The 20676-nt window shown below is 56.0% G+C and carries 19 protein-coding genes; 13 read left to right on the top strand and 6 right to left on the bottom strand.

Annotated features, from left to right (window positions below; genetic code table 11):
- Positions 1-7: 7 nt before the first annotated feature.
- The 11 genes from AB8B29_RS35365 to AB8B29_RS35315 all read left to right on the top strand — a co-directional run bounded on the left by AB8B29_RS35365 (position 8) and on the right by AB8B29_RS35315 (position 15267).
- Positions 8-1447: an L-fucose/L-arabinose isomerase family protein gene (locus AB8B29_RS35365; RefSeq protein WP_439007190.1), complete on the top strand. Its 1440-nt coding sequence runs from the start codon at positions 8-10 to the stop codon at positions 1445-1447.
- 81 nt (positions 1448-1528) lie between these two features.
- Complete coding sequence (locus tag AB8B29_RS35360; RefSeq protein WP_439007189.1) at positions 1529-3502, top strand: FAD/NAD(P)-binding protein; 1974 nt, start codon at positions 1529-1531, stop codon at positions 3500-3502.
- A gap of 36 nt (positions 3503-3538) precedes the next feature.
- A complete protein-coding gene (locus tag AB8B29_RS35355) occupies positions 3539-4642 on the top strand; it encodes an aldose epimerase family protein (protein WP_439007188.1) in 1104 nt (367 codons plus the stop codon).
- A gap of 77 nt (positions 4643-4719) precedes the next feature.
- Entirely contained in the window at positions 4720-5568 is an 849-nt protein-coding gene (locus tag AB8B29_RS35350; protein WP_439007187.1) for an inositol monophosphatase family protein, read from the top strand.
- Between the two features lie 56 nt (positions 5569-5624).
- Positions 5625-6485 carry an FAD binding domain-containing protein gene (locus AB8B29_RS35345; protein WP_439007186.1) on the top strand — a complete coding sequence of 287 codons (861 nt, stop codon included), beginning with the start codon at positions 5625-5627 and terminating at the stop codon, positions 6483-6485.
- Positions 6486-6501: 16 nt separating this feature from the next.
- A complete protein-coding gene (locus AB8B29_RS35340) occupies positions 6502-6972 on the top strand; it encodes a (2Fe-2S)-binding protein (RefSeq protein ID WP_439007184.1) in 471 nt (156 codons plus the stop codon).
- Positions 6972-9308: a xanthine dehydrogenase family protein molybdopterin-binding subunit gene (locus AB8B29_RS35335; protein WP_439007183.1), complete on the top strand. Its 2337-nt coding sequence runs from the start codon at positions 6972-6974 to the stop codon at positions 9306-9308. Before AB8B29_RS35340 ends, AB8B29_RS35335 begins: the two co-directional genes overlap by 1 nt.
- Before the next feature lie 81 nt (positions 9309-9389).
- Entirely contained in the window at positions 9390-10667 is a 1278-nt protein-coding gene (locus AB8B29_RS35330; protein ID WP_439007182.1) for a hypothetical protein, read from the top strand.
- Between the two features lie 231 nt (positions 10668-10898).
- Entirely contained in the window at positions 10899-12068 is a 1170-nt protein-coding gene (locus AB8B29_RS35325; RefSeq protein ID WP_439007181.1) for an MFS transporter, read from the top strand.
- A gap of 122 nt (positions 12069-12190) precedes the next feature.
- Complete coding sequence (locus tag AB8B29_RS35320) at positions 12191-13069, top strand: XdhC family protein (RefSeq protein ID WP_439007180.1); 879 nt, start codon at positions 12191-12193, stop codon at positions 13067-13069.
- 746 nt (positions 13070-13815) lie between these two features.
- Positions 13816-15267 carry an efflux transporter outer membrane subunit gene (locus AB8B29_RS35315; protein ID WP_439007179.1) on the top strand — a complete coding sequence of 484 codons (1452 nt, stop codon included), beginning with the start codon at positions 13816-13818 and terminating at the stop codon, positions 15265-15267.
- Positions 15268-15526: 259 nt separating this feature from the next.
- On the opposite strand, the gene AB8B29_RS35310 is transcribed toward AB8B29_RS35315, so the two are convergent.
- Both AB8B29_RS35310 and AB8B29_RS35305 read right to left on the bottom strand, forming a co-directional pair.
- Positions 15527-16018, bottom strand: a complete 492-nt coding sequence (locus AB8B29_RS35310) for a hypothetical protein (RefSeq protein ID WP_439007178.1) — start codon at positions 16016-16018, stop codon at positions 15527-15529.
- Between the two features lie 507 nt (positions 16019-16525).
- The gene (locus tag AB8B29_RS35305; RefSeq protein ID WP_439007177.1) at positions 16526-16825 is read right to left on the bottom strand and encodes an aldo/keto reductase; all 300 of its coding nucleotides are present in this window, start codon (positions 16823-16825) and stop codon (positions 16526-16528) included.
- An 18-nt stretch (positions 16826-16843) separates the two neighbouring features.
- On the opposite strand from AB8B29_RS35305, the gene AB8B29_RS35300 reads away from it, so the two are divergent.
- Entirely contained in the window at positions 16844-17074 is a 231-nt protein-coding gene (locus AB8B29_RS35300) for a membrane dipeptidase (RefSeq protein WP_439007176.1), read from the top strand.
- Between the two features lie 37 nt (positions 17075-17111).
- Here the strand turns inward: AB8B29_RS35300 and AB8B29_RS35295 are convergent, their stop codons facing one another.
- Positions 17112-17543 (bottom strand): hypothetical protein, encoded by a 432-nt coding sequence (locus AB8B29_RS35295; protein WP_439007175.1) that lies wholly within the window; start codon positions 17541-17543, stop codon positions 17112-17114.
- A gap of 89 nt (positions 17544-17632) precedes the next feature.
- Between AB8B29_RS35295 and AB8B29_RS35290 the strand changes: the two genes are divergently transcribed.
- Entirely contained in the window at positions 17633-18046 is a 414-nt protein-coding gene (locus AB8B29_RS35290; protein ID WP_439007174.1) for an NUDIX domain-containing protein, read from the top strand.
- 83 nt (positions 18047-18129) lie between these two features.
- Here the strand turns inward: AB8B29_RS35290 and AB8B29_RS35285 are convergent, their stop codons facing one another.
- The 3 genes from AB8B29_RS35285 to AB8B29_RS35275 form a co-directional block, all read right to left on the bottom strand.
- Positions 18130-18660 carry a GNAT family N-acetyltransferase gene (locus AB8B29_RS35285; RefSeq protein ID WP_439007173.1) on the bottom strand — a complete coding sequence of 177 codons (531 nt, stop codon included), beginning with the start codon at positions 18658-18660 and terminating at the stop codon, positions 18130-18132.
- A gap of 85 nt (positions 18661-18745) precedes the next feature.
- Positions 18746-19285, bottom strand: coding sequence for a hypothetical protein (locus AB8B29_RS35280; RefSeq protein ID WP_439007172.1), 540 nt, complete (start codon positions 19283-19285; stop codon positions 18746-18748).
- 189 nt (positions 19286-19474) lie between these two features.
- Positions 19475-20419, bottom strand: coding sequence for an aminoglycoside phosphotransferase family protein (locus tag AB8B29_RS35275; protein ID WP_439007171.1), 945 nt, complete (start codon positions 20417-20419; stop codon positions 19475-19477).
- Positions 20420-20676: the final 257 nt, after the last annotated feature.

Raw genomic sequence — 20676 nt, 5'->3', positions numbered from 1 at the left:
AGTTCACATGAAAACCAGGAAGGACGTAAAAGTGAAGTCGATGACATTTGGTATTGTGGTCGGGAGCCGCGGCTTCTTTCCAGGCCACCTTGCGGCGACTGGTCGCGATCATATGATCCGCGCCCTTGAAAAGGCTGGCCACAAATGCGTTGTCCTCGGCCTTGAAGATACCCAGCATGGCGCTGTGCAGTCCTTTGAGGACGCAAAGAAATGCGCCGCTCTATTCAAGAAGCATCGAGATGACATTGCCGGGATCATCGTTACGCTTCCGAATTTTGGGGAGGAGCGGCCTATCGCCGACACTCTTCGTCTTTCGGGATTGAAGGTTCCGGTGCTGATCCAGGCCACTCCTGACGATCCGCAGAAAATGTCAATTCATTGGCGCCGCGATAGCTTCTGCGGAAAGATGTCAGCCTGCAATAATTTGCGACAATATGGCATTCGCTATTCTCTCACCAAATCGCACTGCGTTGACCCGCTCAGCGATGAGTTCCAAGAGGATCTCTCGCGATTTTCCGCAACCTGTCGCATCGTCGGTGGCTTGCAGGGGCTGCGAATTGGCGCCATCGGTGCGCGGCCGCAGGCCTTCAATACCGTTCGCTACAGTGAGAAGCTTCTCGAGGCGGCGGGCATATCAGTCGTCACGCTCGATCTTTCAGAAATCCTTGGAAGAGTGGCCCGGCTTGACGACGGGGCCTCGATCGTCACGGAAAAGCTTGAGGCGATCACGAACTACATTTCGGTCGAAGGCGTGCCGCACCCTGCCATCCTACGGCAGGCCAAGCTTGCGGCGGTGACCGAAGAATGGATGAAAGAGGCCGATGTCTCGATCAGCGCCATCCAGTGTTGGACATCGCTGGAAGAGAACTACGGCGTCGTGCCGTGCACCATGATGAGCATGATGAGTTCAAAGCTCATGTCGAGCGCATGCGAAGTTGACGTATGCGGGCTGATCGGCATGCACATGCTGGCATTGGCATCTGGTACGCCGAGCGCCCTTCTCGACTGGAACAACAACTACGGCGCGAATGCCAATAAGGCCGTATGTTTCCACTGCAGCAATCTGCCGAAAGAGTTCTTCAAAGACTACAAGATGGATTTCCAGGAGATCATTGCTGGCACCGTTGGCAAAGACAATACGTATGGTACGGTCGACGGATCAATTAAGTCGGGACACATGACCTATATCCGCGTGAGTACCGATGACGCGTCCGGGCGCATCTGTGGTTATGTCGGGGAAGGCAAGTTCACGGACGATCCGTTGGAGACCTTTGGCGGCGCCGGCGTCGTCGAAATTCCCGATATGCAAAAGTTGTTGCGCTATATTTGCGAAAATGGCTTCGAGCACCATGTTGCGGCGAATTTCTCTTCTGTCAGCGATGCCATAGTTGACGCAACTCGCCAGTATCTGGGCTGGGATTTCCATCGGCATGAAGGAAGCAGCTGACGCGAATTTCGCGAAGGCCCCGAACAGCACCTGCCTAGGTATATTCGGGCATTCCATCCAAGAGTTGCAAGTCTCCTGCTGATGATGAAGGTCAAGATGACAGAAGCCATACGCAAGATATTCGTCAACGCAAGCGGCAGATGGAAACTGCCGAACGATGACAAGATGGTGCCGGAGCGCATCGCAATCGTCGGCACTGGTCCGCGGGGAATTTCAGTGATCGAAAGGATCGCCAGCAAACTGACTGAAAGACAAACGCTCCGGCCCCTCGTCATTTATGCGATCGACAGCGTGGAGGTCGGGTGTGGCCGGATATGGCGCACCGACCAGCCTGACTGGCTGATCATGAACACCCGCTGCAAGAACGCGACGATGTTCCCGAATGCGCCTGACGAGGGTGCTTGGCGTCCTGGATATGGGCCGACGTTTATGGAGTGGTGGCGCCAGGTTGATACCAATTACCCTGGTCCTTCGGGATATGCCCCAAGAGGCCTCTACGGCAAATATTTGAAGTTTGTTCTGGATGTTATCGAGTTGAACTTGCCTGATAACATGTCGCTTGAACGCGTGCAGGATCGGGTTGTCAACATCACCGAACATGTCGACCAATACGAGCTGACATTTGAATCCGGGCGCAGCGCGTTGCATGTCGACCGTCTCATAATTTGCTCGGGCTATCCTCATCGCGAGAAAAGCAAACATGCGGAGAACATGGCAGGCTCGTCGGTGCGGCACCTGACCTCTTTTGACATCCTCGAGACTTTTCAAAGTGGATTGTCGTTGCCACTCGACCTGAGTGAACAGGTCATTGGTATCAGGGGCCTTGGCCTTTCCTTCTACGATGTCCTGTCGGAGCTGACGATAGGTCGTGGCGGCAGGTATGTTGTTGAGCAAGGCACTCTTCAATACGTTCCGAGCGGCAACGAGCCTAAGCTGATTGTCGCCGGCTCGCGAGGCGGGCTTCCATTGCCGGTGCGTGGCAAAGACGATCGCCCAGCCAATCTCGTTTATGTTCCGCAGTTCTTCACAACCTCGCGCGTTGCAAGCATACGCGCGAACGGTCCGGCGTGTTTCCGTTCCAGCTACCTACCGTGGATTACGGCGGAAGTGAACCTTGTCTATGTCGAGAAGGTTCTTGGTTCCGATCAGTATGGCCAGTTTCGCAAGAAGCTCGACGCAAGTGAAGTTACCTCGGACACCGTCATGCATGTGATGTCACAGCTGGCAAGACCTTATGGGATAGACAAGCTTCTGGACCTCGGAGCGCTTGCCGCGCCATTCCAGGGATTGTCCTTCAACAGCCAGGAAGAGTTCAGGCGGGCTGTGGTTTCGGTCGTCGGCGAGGATGTTGCCCAAGCGGACCGCGGTGAATTTAATGATCCGATCAAGGCCGCTCTCGATGTGCTCCGGCACATCAGGCCAATTATACGCAAAGCCGTGGATTTGGGCGGGCTAACGCGTTCGTCCCATCACGATTTCATAACAAAGATGGCACGGACGATTGCATTCTTGTCGTCCGGCCCCTCCCGGACACGGGCAAAGCAACTATTGGCTCTTATCCAATGCGGAAAGCTGGAATTGCTCGGCCCGTCTGCGACCTTTCGCAAAACGGATGAAGCGGCTGTTGTCGCCTCTTCCGACAAGGTCAAGGACTATAGTGTCGAGATCGATGTTCTCATCGACGCGTATGTTGCTGCACCGAATGTTGATCTGGATGAGAATCCGGTCATTCGCAGCCTAGCCGATGCAGGTCTCCTCAGAAACTTCATGGGGGTCGGGGGCGCTGAAGTGACCAGCAAGCCATTTCACCCGATCACGGTCAAGGGAGAGGTCAAGGACCGGATACATGTGCTCGGGATTCCGACGGAATCGGCCCGATGGTTTTTGCATGTCGGCCTTGTGGAGCCTGGTGTCTGGGACGAGTTCATCGACGACGCTGATACGATTGCCAACACATCGATCCAAAACCTCGTATTTGGTGCGCCGGAGGTGGTTTCGTTCGACAATGGACTATCAACGAACTGCAATGCGGACCCGGACAAATATCTGAACTGACCGCGCAGGTAACGTGGACCCCTGTGGTTCCTCGCAGTGACGGAAGTGTCGGCCGCGGCTCTTTCTTCGAACACAAAACAGACGGAAGATGAAATGAACGATCGTGTATTTGGGCAAGCCGACGGCATCGATATCCATGAGGTCACCTTACGCTCGGAGACGGGTGCAGAGGCGAAAATCCTGACCTGGGGGGCGGCCGTACGTGATCTGTTGATCCCAACCGCTCTGGGCCAACAACGGGTGGTCATTGGCTTCAATGCTATTGACGACTATGTGGCTGACACCGCTCACGCTGGCGCGATCGCAGGGCGCTTTGCCAACAGGATCGCTCAGGGCCGCTTTGAAATCGACGGGCAAGCTCATCAATTGCCGCTCAATCAGGATGGGAAGCACACCTTGCATGGCGGTGGCGACGGCCAGGGCTTCAGTCGGCGCCCCTGGACGCTGCAAAGTTACGATGCATCATCGGCGACGATGTCGCTCCAATCCGAAGACGGCGATGCCGGTTTTCCCGGCAATTTGCACGTTCAGTGCGTTTACCGCCTGTTGGCCTCGGCAACCTTGCGTGTCGAGCTGACGGCGACGACAGACGCGCCGACGCTCTGCAATCTTGCCAGCCATGGCTATTTCAATCTCGAACTGCCGGTCGGGTTTGAAAACGCTCCCGTTCCTAGCGCAATCGACCATGAATTCGTCGTCGAAGCGGATTTCTATACGCCAGTCGATGACGACCTTATCCCCACGGGTGAGATTCGTTCGACCGCCGGTACGCCGTTCGACTTTCACAAGGCAAGACCGCTGCGGAATTCGCTGGGTGTCAAATACGATCTCGGTTTCGTCCTGCGAGAGAGGTCTTCGCCAGCTGCGGAACTGATCCATGCAGCGACACTCTACGGCCTCAAAACCGGAATGGCCATGGATGTCTATACGACCGAGCCGCACCTGCAACTATACGACGGCGGGAGTTTCAATGGGCCGGCTGCGGGACTCGATGGTGCTCAATATGGGAAAAATTGCGGCATCTGTCTTGAACCACAACGCTATCCCGACAGCCCTAACCGCAGCCATTTCTCCGACGCGGTGCTGCGGCCCGGCGAAACATATCGGCAGGTAACAGAGTACCGGTTTCGCGCAGCGTAGCTCCGACGAAACAAGAAATTCGCTTCTTTTCATATCGGGCCAAGGACCCTTCTGCGACGAAATAGAATGATAAATTATTGCACAAAATCAACAAGGGAGGTGTTGAGCTAATGATACAGGAAGAGAAAGCACTCGTATTGATGCAAATCGTGGCCGAGGCGACCGTTCAGGCGGCTGGTCGGCTCGCATTGTCTTACTTGACAGAGAACAAGCCCTTGGAAATTGAAACCAAGGGACCGCAGGACTTTGTGACGGCGGTGGACAAGCATGTGGAATTGCTGATCCGAAACAGATTGCGTCAGGCCTTTCCGGACCATGCCATATTGGGTGAGGAATTCGGCCTGGACAGGGAGGGTGCGCGTGTCGTCTGGGTTCTGGACCCGATCGACGGTACGTCGAACTTCATGCGCCATCGACCGAGTTGGTGTGTATCGATCGGCGCCACGATAGAGGGTAAGCCGGTGCTTGGTGTTATCTTCGATCCGATCAACGATGAAATGTTTAGCGCGGCAGCGGGTCGCGGTGCGACGCGCAACGGCCAACCAATCTCGGTCAATCAAGACACGACGCTTAACAAGTCAGTATTCGGAGTGGGCTTTACGTCGGGCAAAAGCGTAGCGGCGCATGCCCAGCAGATCAGCCATATTCTCGATCACGGTTGCGAGTACCGCCGCTTCGGTTCGTCCGCGATGATGCTTGCCCATGTCGCGGACGGCCGGCTGGATGGTTACGCCGACGCGCGCACCAGCGTCTGGGACGTGATCGCTGGGCTTGTGTTGGTGCGCGAGGCCGGTGGTGTCGTTCAAGATTTCATTGAGAGCGGCGCCGAAAGCGGCTCGATCTTGGCCGCGGCGCCGGGTGCCGCCGAGACGGCGTCGCTTCTGTTGGCTATCGATCAGCAAGGCGGTTTCGAGCGGCGTGTTTGACGTTCCAAGGGAAGCTGCATCGCATAGCACCTCATTCGCACCCGTCTGGAGAAAGCATGCTAAATCACCAAAAGACCGACCTATATCAACCGGAAACAATAGCGGACTCTTTGGCTATTCTGGCGGAACTGGGCTCGCGTGGGGCAGTCATGGCCGGCGGCACATGGATCATGAGGGCGCCGCTGCGTAACGAGGCGTTGGCGCAAGCTTACGTTACGATCGCGCGGATACCAGAGCTGCACCAGGTCGTGGTCACCGATACTCACGTCACGATTGGTAGCGGCGTAACCCATGCTCAGCTTGCACGTGACCTTCAGGGGGTTCCGGAGTTAAGTGGCATGATGGCCGCGGCAGGTGACTCTGCTAATCCGGCCGTGCGCCAAACCGCAACAGTGGGCGGCAATCTCTGTGCCGTGGGCTTCCCAGCTGCGGATATCGTGCCGGCGCTCCTCTGTCAGGGTGCTGAGGTCGAATTCGAGACCCTGGAAGGGGGCCGTCGGCGCATGGGTTTGGCGGCCTTCCAAAAGAAATTGGACACACTCCAACCTGCCTCCCTGCTGCTCCATATCCTTGTGCCGAGACGCCGGGCAATCTCCGCCCATGCTCGCTTGCCGCTCCGAAAGGCAGGCGACTATCCGGTAGCGATTGCAAGCGTCTCGGTCGAGCGACGGCCGGACGGATTGATCAGCAATGCCGCCATTGGCATCGGATCCGTCGAGGCCGCTGCGCGACGATGGGGCAGCCTCGAAGAGGCGATTTCAGGTCTCCCATACAATTCGCCCCTCATTCAGCAATGCGCGTCGGATCTTGCCGGCGAATTTGTCGGACGAGACGGGCCTGAGGTGCCCGGATGGTATCGCGTGCACGTCTTGCCAACCTTGGTGCGGCGCGCTTTCGAAAAACTACAGAAACACTAGTCGGAGCGGTACAAGAATGTCGATCCGTATCAATGTGAATGGTGAAGAGCGCGTCTTTGACGGCGAAGTGGTGACGCCGCTTCTGGATGTTTTACGGAACACCCTGTTTCTCACCGGTGCCAAGGATGTTTGCCGCGAGGGTTTTTGCGGAGCCTGCATTGTCCATGTCGACGGGGTGGCCATGGCGTCTTGCCTGATCCCCATCGGCCTAGCCATGGACAAGCGGATAGTAACGATCGAAGGGCTCGGGCGTGAAGGCGACCTTTCTCCATTACAGCAGGTCCTCGAAGATCTCGACGCGGTCCAATGTGGAATGTGCTTTCCGGGCATGGTGATGAGCCTGACGAAGTTTCTCGAGGAGAAACCGGCTGCAACACGCAATGAAATCAAGCGTGGTCTCACCGGGAATGTCTGCCGGTGCACCGGCTACGAACGCATCATCGATGCTGCGCTTGCGCTATGCCAGGAACAAGGATCGAAGAGCTGATGTCGGACGCAGAACCTTCGAATGCAGTGGTGAATTTCGCCAGGCGAGATGCCCGGGATAAACTGCGTGGACGAACCCGCTTTACCGTGGATCAGGTCGGACCTGGCACATTGCATGGCTTCATTTTGCGCGCGACCGTGCCGTCTGCGCGGATCGTGAAGCTGGACACGTCTGCCGCGCGGAAAATGCCTGGGGTAAGAGCCATCGTGACCGCGCAGGATGCGCCTGGCAAATTCGGCATCGGCATTGCCGACCAATCTTTGTTCGCAGGGGATGTCGTGCGATATCACGGCGAACCAATCGCAGCCATTGCGGCAGACACGCTACAGCAAGCGAAAGAGGCCGCGGCCGCCATCGATGTCGGCCTGGAGGCTATTCCTTCGGTACTCACCATGGCCGACGCCCTGGCTCCTGATGCGCCGCTCGTCCACGAGGATTGGAAAAACTATGACGTGATCCTTGAAGCTGAAGGTGCCAAGCGTGGCGGCAACATAGCCTGGGAGGCCACCGTCCATCGAGGAGACATCGATGCGGCTTTCTCACGCAATGACGTGCACATCATAGAAAGCTCCTACCGTGTCGGCCGTCAAATCCACATGCAACTGGAGCCTCGCGCCGCCATTGCTTCTTGCGAAGACGGGCGGATCCATCTCATCGCCTCGACACAGGCGCCCTGGACTGTGAAGAACGTGACGGCAAGGACCCTCGGCCTGCCTCCGTCACAAGTTCGGGTTACATCGCCCCCCGTGGGCGGTGGGTTTGGGGTGAAATACGGTTGCTCCGTTGAGCCTTACGCTGCGGCACTCGCACGTGCGACGGGCCAAACGGTTGTTTTAATCCACTCGCGTCAGGAGGAAATCCAGACCTGCCTTTGCCGGGAGAACGCTGACATCCATATCCGCTCTGCTGTGACGGGAGATGGCCAAATCGTGGGTCGTGAAGCGACCGTGTTGATGGATTGCGGTGCTTATGGGGGCGAGCAGATATATCTAACGACGATGACTGCGCATACGCTCGGAGCAGGGTATCGGCTGGGCGCGGTCAAGATGACAAGTCGCGCGGTGTATACCAATACGGCCCCCAATGGGGCATTTCGCGCCTGCAATGGTGTTTACAATATCTTTGCCCTTGAGCGTCACACAGACGAGATTTGCGGCGCGATTGGGATGGATCCGCTGGAGTTCCGCCGACGGAATGTTTTCGGCGACGGGGATATCGGGTCGACAGGCCAGGTGTTTGAGGGAAATGTCCTCGGTCCGATGCTCGATCGCATGGAAGCAATGTCCAAATCCAGAGCATCGCGAAAGAGCGATGCCGAAGGCCGCCTTTACGGCAGAGCAATCACCGTAGGAACATGGTTTGTTTTTGTCGGACCGTCCGCGGCGACCGTCAATCTCAACCCCGATGGAAGCGCCACAGTTGTTACAGCCGGAGTGGAGATCGGCCAGGGAACGATGATGCAGTCATTGCCGCAAATTGTCGCGGCAAAGCTTGGCCTGCGCCCCGAAGATATCATTGTGAAAGCAGCCGACACCGATGCGGCCGGATTCGATGTCGGTGTTGGTGGCGGGCGGACTACGGTTTCTCTTGGTTCCGCCGCCTCCGTCGCGTGCGACGAAGTACGCAAGAAAATTCTCGATGTCGCAAGCGAGATGCTGCAAACCAGCCCCGAGCACCTGGTTCTTCAGAACGGCCGCGTGGAAATCGTCGGAAGGAAGGGAGCCGGCACCGCTGTCGCCAATGTTGCCGAGCACGCTCAGTCGCTGAGCGGCCCCATATCCGGCAGCGGCTCGTTCACACGCCCTGGTGTCCCGTCGATGCCGGGTTGTGCGGCCGGCCACTTCCTTGATGCGATCGATATGCCGGTATTCGCGGTGCACGAGTGCGAGGTCGCTGTTGATCCCGACACGGGTCACGTCGAGGTCTTGAGCTACCGGGTTGTTCAGGATGTCGGGCGTGCGCTTAATCCACGTGCAATCCATGGACAAATCCAGGGCGGTGTCACCCAGGGTCTTGGATATGCCCTTCATGAGGAGGTGACGCTCAATGCGGATGGGCAAATCTCTCAATCAGGTTTCGGAAGCTATCGCGTACCGTTGGCTCAGGACGTCGTTCCGGTCGAAATTGTGCTTCACGAGGGGGCTCCATCAATCGGTCCTTTCGGCACGAAAGGAGCTGGCGAAGTCCCGATATTGAACGTCGGCGCCACAATTGCTTGCGCAGTCGCCAACGCCACCGGGAAAAACGTTCAGGAACTGCCGCTGACGCCGCCCCGCGTCCTTGCGCTCATGCTCGACAAAACCGAGGCCCTCGATTTGCGACATATGTGTCTCTAGAGGGCAATCGCAACGGTGGCCTGCTCGCTTCATTGAAGTGCGTGCCATCCTCTAAAAACCAGATTGGAGTGTTAAGCCGATATGACCGCTGTAAAAACTACGAAAATCGTTCCCGACAACGACTATGTTGTCCGTTTCCTAAGCTCATGGACCTATCGCGCGAATGCATTTCGCATCGCCGACTTGTTGGTGGCTGAGTCGATCAAAGACAGGGAAACTATCCTCAAGATTGCCGAAAACGATGAGATCCTCGCGGAGCTCGTTTCTTTCTTGGCCGAATCTCGGCGGTTCGTGCTTACTATTTCCGGTGAACTCAGCGTTGCAGTCGTTTTTGCGGTATGGAAAGAGGTTCGGCGGCTGCAGCCGCATTCTTCGGACAACCCAACTGGTGAAGATGCCTTGCGAGCCAAGGTTGCGGAACTGGAGTGGTTGTTTCGCGATACGCCGGTTACCTGGAGCATTTACATTGTTGATGATGAGTGCCCCGAGGACAGCCTCGACGTCGCTCACAGTATCGTTGACGCTTTTAAATGGAAGAATGTCTTTCTTCTAAAACTTCGAGATGCTTTGCCATCACCCGAATTGCCTTTGTCCAAGCTCGATAGCGCGGCGTCATCGACAAAGGGTGGCGCAGTCCTTCTGGGGATGCAAAGGGCTGCGCATGATGGACATGACTATGTCATGTATACCGATTGCGACAATAGCAATCATCTCGGGCAGATTGGCCTGTTTCTTCGCGAGCTGGTGGGCAACGGAAAAAAGGCGGCCATCGGGGACCGTCGGGCTACCCGCATCTCGGAATGGCACACGACAAGGGAAAGCGAGTCCTACGCCAACTACATTTTGAAGCGCGTTCACGCCTTGCTCGATTTCGACCTTCTGCTTGGAGACGTAACGTGCCCATTCAAGATGTTCGAGAGGGAGTATCTGTTGGCGCTTCTGCAAAATATGGACGTGTTTGACTTTTGCGTCGACTTCGACATCGTCGGATATCTCAAGACAAGCCGCGCAGCCGTTGCGATTATCCCGATCGTATCGGTAGATTCCGATCTTGAAACAACGTGGATCGCTCTCACCAACGTCAAGGTCTGGTGGCAGAAGCTGCACGGCTTTGTCTATGTAATTGAAAAATATAATCTACCACACAATGAGGGTGCCGCCAGACTAGTGCGCGAGAAGCTATGGACCTCGGCGAATATCCAGAAAGTCCTTGAGACCGCCAGCGCCGGAATATCGTCAAATGGCCGAATGCTGACAGCCGAGGATGTGCTTGAGATGTCGTTCGAGGAGGCTGAGGCCTGGATTCGATCCGTATTGATGGACCCGCGCGATGTAGCGATCTCCCAGAGTGTGCGTTGATCTCAGCCGGCTGACGGGCGCCGCTGCGCAAGCGGGCGCTTAGAATTGAGTCGAACCTGATGTCCGGGGCAGCCCAGCGCTCGACCGCATCTGCGCTATCGCACCGGCAGCGATGCCAATGCGACACGGCGGTAGATGGTCAACAAGCCGGAGACTTCGCGTTGGCGAAGCTTCGGGCGTGGAATTTGAAAAACACAATCTGACAAGATTTCAAGGATTGGAGGTATCGACGTGACATCGAATGACAGACAGACCGCGCTTCGAATTGGCCGTCGGGCCGCGGCGGCCCTATTCTTTATCAATGGCTTTGTTGTCGGCAGTTGGGCGCCACAGATTCCGAGTTTTGTTTCCAGACTTGGCATCAGCGAATTTACGCTTGGCCTGCTGATTTTCTGTTTCGGTATTGGAGCGCTCTTCGCTATGACGCTGGCAGGCCAGTTGATCGCTCATTGGGGATCGCGGCAAACACTGCGCCTGTTTGCTCTGCCGGTCGTTATAATGTTGCCAATGATAGCGCAGACCTCCAATATCTGGATTGCGGCGATCGTACTCACTCTTTTCGGTGGTGTCATCGGTGGCATGGATGTCGCCATGAACGCCAGTGTCGTGGCGATTGAAAAGCAATTGGGACGCGCGATCATGTCGTCATCGCATGGCTTCTGGAGCCTCGGCGGCTTCGTCGGGGGCGGCTTGGGCGGCATCGCTATTCAGGCATTCGGCCCGCTCAATCATGCCGTCATTGTCGCTGTTCTTGCTGCTATCGGGGTGGCGCTGGCTTACGCGTATATTGCTGAAGACACCGTTCAACCGCTTCGGGAAAGTCGCTATCGTTTTACCCTGCCCAATCAGTCGACGATCTATATTATTGGTGCGATGGCGCTTCTGTCCATGAGCGCCGAAGGCTCGGTCCTCAACTGGTCGGCCCTCTACTTACAGAAGGAGCTTCTGGCCGACACCGCAACGGCGGGTTTCGCCTTTGCGGGCTTTTCTGGCGCGATGGCGCTAACACGGTTTGGCGGCGATAGCATCCGCAATCGTTTTGGCGCTGTCGCGACTTTCCGTCTGTCCGGCATTGCCGCGGCCGTCGGCATGCTGGCTGTCGGTCTGTCGCCCTGGCCGTGGCTGGCAATCGCCGCCTTCGCCTTTTGCGGCATTGGCTTGGCAAATCTCGCGCCAATTCTATTTTCGACAGCCGGCAATCAGCCCGGACTGAACGCCGGCGTTAGCCTCAGCGTTTTAACCACCATGGGCCATTCGGGTATTTTGTTGGCTCCGTCCCTCATCGGTTTTGTTGGCGGCTTGGTTGGCCTTGCGCCAGTCTATATCGCAGTGGCGATCCTGCTTGGTGTTGTCAGTTTGCTTTCTGGCAAGACCGCTGCTGCTGACGCCGCTTCTTGTTGAGTCGATGCGTAAATCGCGCCGTTTTAACCGATTGGTGCTGGTTCAATGGAAAGGATGTTTAAGAAGGAAGAGTCGTGGTTATAGCTGAAGACACTGCAATAGCTGTCCAGGTCCGGGCAAGCATGACTGACGACCCCGCACATATTCTGGGTTTTGCGATAAGCGCATTTGCTCGCGGTCCTGTAGCACTCGCCACTTTGGTAGAAATCCGCGGCGGCGCGGCGCGCGCCCTAGGCGCACACATCGCGATATCTGCAGATCGCCGCTTTTGCGGCTATGTCTCCGGTGGGTGTATCGAGGCGGCCGTGGCGGCTGAAGCGATGGAAGCGATGGCTGTTGGATGCGACCGGTCGGTTATGTTTGGAGACGGATCACCGTTTTTCGACATAGTGTTGCCCTGTGGGGGAGGGATAACGGTCGCCATCCATCTTTTGCGCGAAGTCGGCCCATTGCGGCATCTCTTCGATTGTCTGGCGGAACGAAATGTCGCTGCCCTTCAATACTGTCCGCGGTCCCAGTCTCTGACCGTTGTCGATCCGCCTGCTCGAGCAGGATGGCATCAAGAACGGTTCACAACGGTCTACAGGCCGCAGACGCGCGTCATTGTATCCAGCCATTCGATTGAAGCCGAACGAGTCGCTCGCCTGGCGTCAGTTGCGAATTTTGAAGTAGTCGTTCTTGATCGTGGGGCAACGATAGACGACATTGCAAAATTGATTGATCCTCATACCGCCGTTGCCTTGCTCCACCACGACCTAGATGCGGAGGCGCTGATATTGGCCGCGGCCCTTCGATCACGAGCTTTCTACATCGGCGCGTTGGGCAGCACGCGCACCCACCGCAAAAGGCGTGAACGATTAAGAGCTGACGGTTTCAGCGAGATGGAGGTGGACCGCATAAAGGCTCCGATTGGCATATTCGGACCGACGAAAGATTCTACATCTCTCGCACTTTCGGTGCTCGCAGATATTGCTGCAACGAGGCTTGCTTTGGTTGCGTGATAATACCGCAGCCAAAAACCCTCGCGACAGCGGGGTTTCCGGCAGTGTAAAGTTAACCTGTCGGCGATCGGTCTGCGCGATCTTCCAGCAAGATTCAAGTCGCTCGTAATCGGCTTTATCGCCGCCATCGCTTTGCAGCTGAAGTAATCGCTCATGCCCTGTGGCTGACTATTCCATGTTCGAATACAAGCGATGGAGCTCCTGGTCGGATTGAGGCCATCAATTGTTGCGAGATACTAGGTGTCCGAGATCCAGAGACATCGGCGGAACTCAATTGCGTTTCAAAGTTTGGAGTGCGACGGGTTTAAGTATGGTGGCCGCAGTTCCATAATTAGACTTACGTGTGATTCATTAAGATATTGAAATACATATGATTTATCCATCTTTTTACCGATCAGCGCTGGTCACTATTCGCAGCTCCGCCGCCGCCCGACCATCTAACGTGAGCTCCGGCGTCATTCACATTTCGCGGAGATCGAGACCCGTACCCGGGTCGATACGATGCCACGAAAATGCCTTGGCTATTCGAACGCCCGCCGAAGTCTTCGGCAACAATTCGCGCACTCAAAACAAGCTCACCGGCTAGCCTCCATCAACGCGCAAGTCGCGGTTCACCACAACCTTTCAGCTATCGCTAGGTTGACGACAATCCCTTCCTGCTATTTGTTTGCATCGCGTAGGATTGGAACGCCAACACACATGGGTCACTACGACCCGATCAGTAAATTGAATTGTGGGACAATGTGATGGTTTCCAATCGTATTGCCGCGCCCGCCCTGCTGCTTATTCTGGCAGGTTGCGTCAGCGGCCCAGACCATAAGCCACCGGAAATGCCTCTACCGGCCAAATTCTCGGAGGGCGGTACGAAAATCAACGGCGATATCGCCGGTTCACAATGGTGGACCGCCTTCGGTGATTCGAAACTGAATGCCTTCGCCGCCCAGGGGCTTGCCCAGAACCTTAACATCCAGCAATCGCTGGAAGCCATCAATCAGGCTGAGGCTGCGGTCGTAACCGCAGGTGCCGGCGGCTTGCCAAACCTGACCGTCAGCGGCGACAATACGACCAGCGGCCAGAAGGGCTCGCTGCGCACGCAGACCGAAACGCGCAACTCTACGGACGGCAGCGCGTCGGTTTCTTGGCTGCTCGACCTCTGGGGTCAGTATCGCCGCGCCAAGGAAAGTGCCAATGCATCGCTCGATGCCGCTTACTCCAGCGTCGACTCTGCACGCCTTGTCTACCTGCAAGATCTGGCTACCAGCTATGTCAACGCCCGCTATTACCAGGCGCTCGTAGCAATCGCTCAAGAAAACCTGAAGTCCCGCCGCGACACCCTTTCGTTGACGAAGTTCCAGCTCGAAGCCGGTGCGGCATCCCGCCTCGACGTCGTTCAGGCCGAGGGCCTCGTCAATTCGACGCTTTCGACCATTCCCGGTTTCGAGATCAGCTATCGCCAGGCCGTGCACCATATCGCCACGCTGCTGAACGTGCCTTCTGCTACGATCATCGCCCAGATGCAGGGCGGCGGCAAACAGCCGGTGTTCCGTGGCAACGTTCGCAGCGGCGTGCCTGCCGATCTCATCCGCAACCGTCCGGACATTCGTATTGCGGAGCGTAACCTTGCCGCTGCCACCGCCCAAATCGGCGTAGCGGAAGCCAAGCTCTACCCGTCGATCACGCTCAGCGGCGCGATCTCGCCATCCTATATCCACAGCTCGTCGACAAGCGGCAGCCTGACCAGCTGGTCGTTCGGCCCGGCGCTTAACCTGCCGATCTTCGACGGCGGCACATTGCGTGCCGGCGTCAAGAGCGCCCAGTCCTCAAGCCGTGAACAGTACATCGTCTGGCAACAGACGGTGAGGACTGCTGTCCAACAGGTGGAGGACTACTTGTCGGCCGTCAGCCGCGATGCGCGGACCATTGCGGCACTGCATGCGCAGGTCAAGTCCTACCAGGAAGCGCTGCAGCTCTCGACCGCGAGCTACAAGGACGGCGCGTCCTCGCTGCTCGACGTTCTCGACGCACAGCGTAACGTGACAGATGCTCAGCAGAGCCTGGCGCAGGCCGTTCAAGGGAGCGCTAACGACTATATCTTGCTGAACGTCGCGATCGGCGCCGGCTATGTGCCGGCCGGCAAGGCAACCGGGGCTCAGACTCCAGCCAAGATCGCCAAGGTCTCGGCCCAGACGGCCAACTAAAAGAGACTGTTCGTTCTTATCGGGCGCATTCTCAAGACCGCTGCAGGCAAATGCGGCGGACTTTTTAAGGCAAATACTGTTGATTTGCGCGTTGGTTCAACCCAGTTTTGCGTTTCGTGATAACTCGGCTGCCTAGCCGAACTGTCCAGCTTTTCAATATGTTAGATCCGTCTGAACGGTTTAGCGTGAAGTTGCAATTGGGGTCAAACCCTCATGAAACTCAACAGTCGGTAGCCTCTCTCACCCAACATCTCGAAACTCAAGCAGCGCAACGACGACGGAGAGCATGAAGCTTCTTCCGCAGCCCCGATTTTTGCAACTGCCCCGCAGACTCATTCCGGCTCTGCTGCTGGCAACTTGATCTCGACAAATCCGCCGCGGCTGCGATCACCCCAGCTTCCTGCCATCGCCGTCGGACTACGACGATTGAGGATATAAACGTATTCCCGTGACCTCTTCCCGCCCAATGATGTGGTCTCTTTCCAGAGCATTGCTCGTAACCACAGACATGCCCTTTGATCACGTTGGCTGCTCCCGAGCCTTTCCAGTGGATAATGGCTTCGAAATTATGACGATCCGTGCGCGTGAAATGATCGACGTTGAACGAGAGGATCTTCTTTCTCAATCGAACTGAGCCAGGAAAGCCGTCTTTGAGCTGATCCACAAGCCCCTCGTTTTCCATCTCGGCGTCGCTTGACGCTAGTGTTCCGGTCGGCGGCTCCATGTTCGCGGTAAGCGCCTTGGTGAACATAGCGTCAGCGTTCCTGCACATATCGAGCGGGTTTTCTCCCCGTTGCAGAATAACGTCCAACTGCTTTCGCGCTTCTGCTTCTGCCGCGCTTCGCACCTCGCCTGACAGTCGATAGCGCGAGCCGTAATTCAGAACTCCGCACCCCCCTTTTTCGGTAAAATCTGACGCACGACCAATGCATTGTGAATCTGCGGCATCAGAAGCTGAGGGAAGATGCTCTGAATGTGGTTGGTCGTCACCTCTTCATACTTCTGCACCAGGTCGAGGATTGATTTATCTTCGAGCTTGAGGGCATCATCATAGGTTCGGATATTTTGGTTTTTGTATGCGTCTGCGCCAGCCTCGCCGTTCGGGTTCTTTCATGACATAGATGATGTTGTGTACGTGACGAGACAATGTCTTGAGTCGCCGGGCAGACTCTATTTTCAGAAACTCAAGAGATAGGCGTGACCTTGATGGTTTCGAGTTCTGCCATTACGGAAGGATCAAGCGCGATCGCGCCAGTCTCTATATTTTGATTGAGATGCGCAGCGTTTGCGCTCCCACCTTCGTGGCGATTACGATAGAGTTCTTCTGCTTCAGAGCTTCGCGGATTAGGCCGTTCACGAAGCCATCGCCGTAGAATTGCGCCGTGTCCACACAATTGACGCCAAGTTCGAAGGCTCGGACGAGAAGCTCCACGCCTTCCGATGGATTGGCGTGATAGCACTCGAGCTGCATAGCGCCATAGCCAATCCGAGCGACTGGTAAACCGCCGAGGGCGTAGGTGCCGCCGGGGGTGGATACGGGCGCCGGGGATGGGGACATTCGGGTGCCTCCTGTGCTATGGCTAATCAATCGGATGTGCCTCCAATTGCGCCCACTATAATCGGAGGGTCCTCCGTTCGTCAAAGCCGCCGCAACTTCGGGCCGACGCCGCGCGAAATCAAAGATGCGAGCGGGCTGCCAAGCCTTATTGAAGCGATGAGCAAAGCGGGATTTGATCAGACAGACTTGAGAAAATTCGCCTTCGATAATTGGCTTCGCGTGTTTGGTCTAACATGGAAGGGAAGTTGAACCACCCCGCCGGGGGAATCTCGCGGCACCGCCCCATCTAAGGCCGGTTCGATAAATTGGGACTGGATTCCACTTTCTGCCTTCGGAGCAAATCATTCAGCTTTGGCAACGTGTTGCCCCGCAGATACTCGATTTGCTCGGACCAAACCTCTCCCTCGGGTGGCTCGAATTCTTTTCCGCCTGGATTGCGAACAAGAGCCAATACCAATCTCGAAGCCGCAAACTGCTCTGGCCCCTGAAAGGCTGGATCTTCCCCGGCAGGATTGAATATCATCATGAAGGCGTGCTTTTCGAAGGTTAGTGTCCAAACGTCGTATGGATCGTCACCCAGGAATTCATCTCGCTTGAGTGAAAGACCTGACAGTGATGTCCACCCTGGCCCCGTCTGCCCAAGATCCAATTTAAAATCGGGCAGCGGGTCCAATGTCTGCGACGTATCCTTCGGCTTTCTAAACAAACGCCAGAACATATTCCCTCCGAAAGTTTGCCCACCGCTACGGTGGAGGAAACCATAAAGCCGTCATTGACAACCGCCCGGCAAGACTTGTTCATCACCGCATGAGCAAAGTCCAGAAAGCCTGTCCCGTTGTTTTCAGAATGCGTGACAGCGGATCGGAGGTTCTTGCCTTTATCCATCCATCTGCCGGAAAGCAGTTTGTGAAAGGGACCATTGAGCCGAGTGAAACGCCCCTCGCCGCCGCCGAGCGAGAGCTTTGGGAAGAAAGTGGCCTGACAGCGCTATCGCCCATGGCTCTCTTGGGTCAATGCCAAATCGGGCCTAGCCGCCAACTTTGGCATTTCTTCGGGTGTCAAGCCGTGGGTCTACCCGATACGTGGCAGCATCTGACTGCAGACGATCACGGCCATACGTTTGCGTTTTTCTGGCATCCCATCGATCTGCCGCTCGACCAAGACTGGCATCCAATCTTTCATGAAGCCTTCAATTTCTTCGCCCCTCGCCTTTGGCCTTGAGTTACAGAGAGGCTTATTGAAAGCTCGGGCCTGTAATCTCGGGACAGTCAAGTGTTGAACCTGTCGGGCAGCACGGAACAGCCTCATCGGATTGTGACCAGGCGAACGAGGACCAAGCACGGAAGATTTTTGCCCCAAAGCGTCGGAAGCTCTTCGAACGGATGAAATCCGGCAGCTCGGTAGAATGCCCGAGTCTTGGCATAGTTTGGATCTGGGTGCTTATCCGAGATCGTTTTGACGCTGAGATAGCCAAATCCCTGAGCCGCCGCCCACTGAGCAGCTGCGGTAATCAACTCGCGGCCGATTCCCTTGCGATGCCAGCGAGGGTCGACGCCCATCGAATGTATCTCGCAATTGTTCCCAAAGTGATCTGCCAAGGACGTGTAGCCAACTACCCTACCCTCATGTTCCGCTCCGAGCATAGGGGCATGGCTTGCATGATTGATGTATGCCTCTCGCGCGGACGGGATACCAAACCACTCTGGCAGGGTATCAAGTATGCTTCGCGCTACCTCTTCTCTGCCGGTCAGGATTTCTCGGATAATCACGGCAAGCCGCCCTCCAACGATGCAGCATTTGTCAACGGGCCGAAATGTCTTACTCGCCGTTTCCATCACAGTATTCACGCATAGGTTTTTATCTTCAACCTCGGATAAGCAGTACTTTCAGGGTGTCGGGAACACTCTTAGCCCGCAATGGTCACTGCCCGTTCTTTCGAGAAGGCAACGAAGCAATTTTCCGGGCAAGCTCCACCGCGTCAATCCCAGATAGATTGCCGCCTCTGAAGAAGGGATCCTTCGTCACCTCGGCCGCCACCCAGTCCGGTAGCGTTAAACTTTTCAGTTCTTCCAGGGTCGCTTTCTCGACCTCGCACAATATCAAACCCTCCAGTTCGCCCTCAAACACGTCGATTGCAAATGCGGTTTCTCTGACATTGAGGCGATGCCGTCGCTTGCGAAGGGCTCTGCCCGGCAACTTTGACAGCAACTCGTACTCGTTTGCGTTCAGGTACACGTTGACTACCGGGCTGGATGTGAAGCTATCCGACGGATACTTTTTACATAGCTTGAACTCGGTCGAAGACCCATCGCCGTGTGCAATCGCGCGAAGTCGAAGTCGTGTCCCTTCAACGTACAGGTCATTGATCAATCGAGACGGGATCGAAGACAGGTCTGGACATCGGTCAACCAAAAATCGGCGCTCATTTTCCAGCTGAGCGTACTTTGGAACATCATTCATGATTGGAAGCTCCGCCTGAACTGGACTCTGCTCGCTATTTGGATTTGATAGCTCGTCTCGGTGACCGCCGTTAGCCGCTGACACCATAGCGCAGATTGCGACGATCCTTGCATGACAGGTCAAGGGCTCATGCGTCGCCCCTTTTGATAACCGTGCAACAGCCGATAGCACACTGGGCGGCGGCAAGATCTACCGAATTTTGAAAAGGAACCGGCGCAGAGCTTCGCCAATATAGCCACGGTAAGGCTCGAACTCCTTCGTGGTTGTCATTCTAACGACGCGCCTGAAATTGAAGGCAAACTCTATGGGACGGAGAACCCGAGCGATTTCGAAGACGTGCTCTTGTCGTTCCAAGCTTTCAAGGCCCAGCCAGGCCTCGAAATACGCGTGCTTGAGACCAGTATAGACCGGCGAACCAACATCCATCCCATGATTTCGCGCGGCACTGTCCAGAAAACCAACCAAGGAGAAGAACGGATGGGTGATGACCGCATCGCCCCAGTCGTTAATTAGGAAGCCCTGTGTATTAGAGAGGACGTTGTTGTCGTGAAAATCGCAATGTTCAAGCGTTTCCGGAATTTTGAATTCAGCCAAGGCGCGGCATAGTCGGCGAACGTCGTCTCCGCTCCGTTGCAACTGCTTGATCTCGGCAGTTTCCAGACCTTCGCGCCCCAGCAGACCTTCGTCATGAACCAGCTCATCATAAAGACTGGGAAAGACAGCCATGCGCCAGTCGTCAATTCCCAACGCGAGAAGCGCATCTACATTAGAAGCTATGGCGCTGTGAATGCGGGCATATTGGCCGATGACTATGCCGACGAGTTGCTGATCATAGGATTCTTTGAGCTTGACACGTAGTGGCTCACCACCATCAGGCATAAGAAATGCGTCAATGGCCTGGTTCCGGGCAAGGACCGGGAGAATGGCGGCTGGGAAGCGTTCGGCCAGATGCTCCATCAATGCCGCCTCGCGTGCGTAAGCGGGCGCACTCCATTTCAGGTAGATGTTTCCCCGACTGGTGGCGAAACGGTAGATCTTTGACCATGGTACGGCACGGATAAGTTCCGGCCCGTTAAATACCTGATAGTTCTGAGCCGTGAGCCAGCCTTCCGCCCAATTAATCACTGCATCCATGGCGCTCTAGTGCTCTTAAGGCCGCCGCTGGCGGGCGTGCACGACGGTCAGAATTTCGATATCGCGCCCGAAACCGACGCAGTAGGGAATATCTGCCAGCCACACCCCACTCTCGACAGCAAGTACAGTCAATCCCACAGCTGCAAGCACTCCATCTTTCATTCGAACAAACATCGCCGGACAAGCAGGATCGTAAGATGCTCTAACAGTTTTCAATATGGTTTTCGATCTGAGCGTCCTTCATTTGCCGAGCGCCT

Origin of the sequence: Rhizobium sp. 11_C7_N12_5 (assembly GCF_051811145.1) — a bacterium.
Taxonomy (GTDB): domain Bacteria; phylum Pseudomonadota; class Alphaproteobacteria; order Rhizobiales; family Rhizobiaceae; genus Rhizobium; species Rhizobium lusitanum.
Note: the sequence above shows the minus strand (reverse complement) of the source record. Positions and strands in the feature narration are given on the sequence as shown.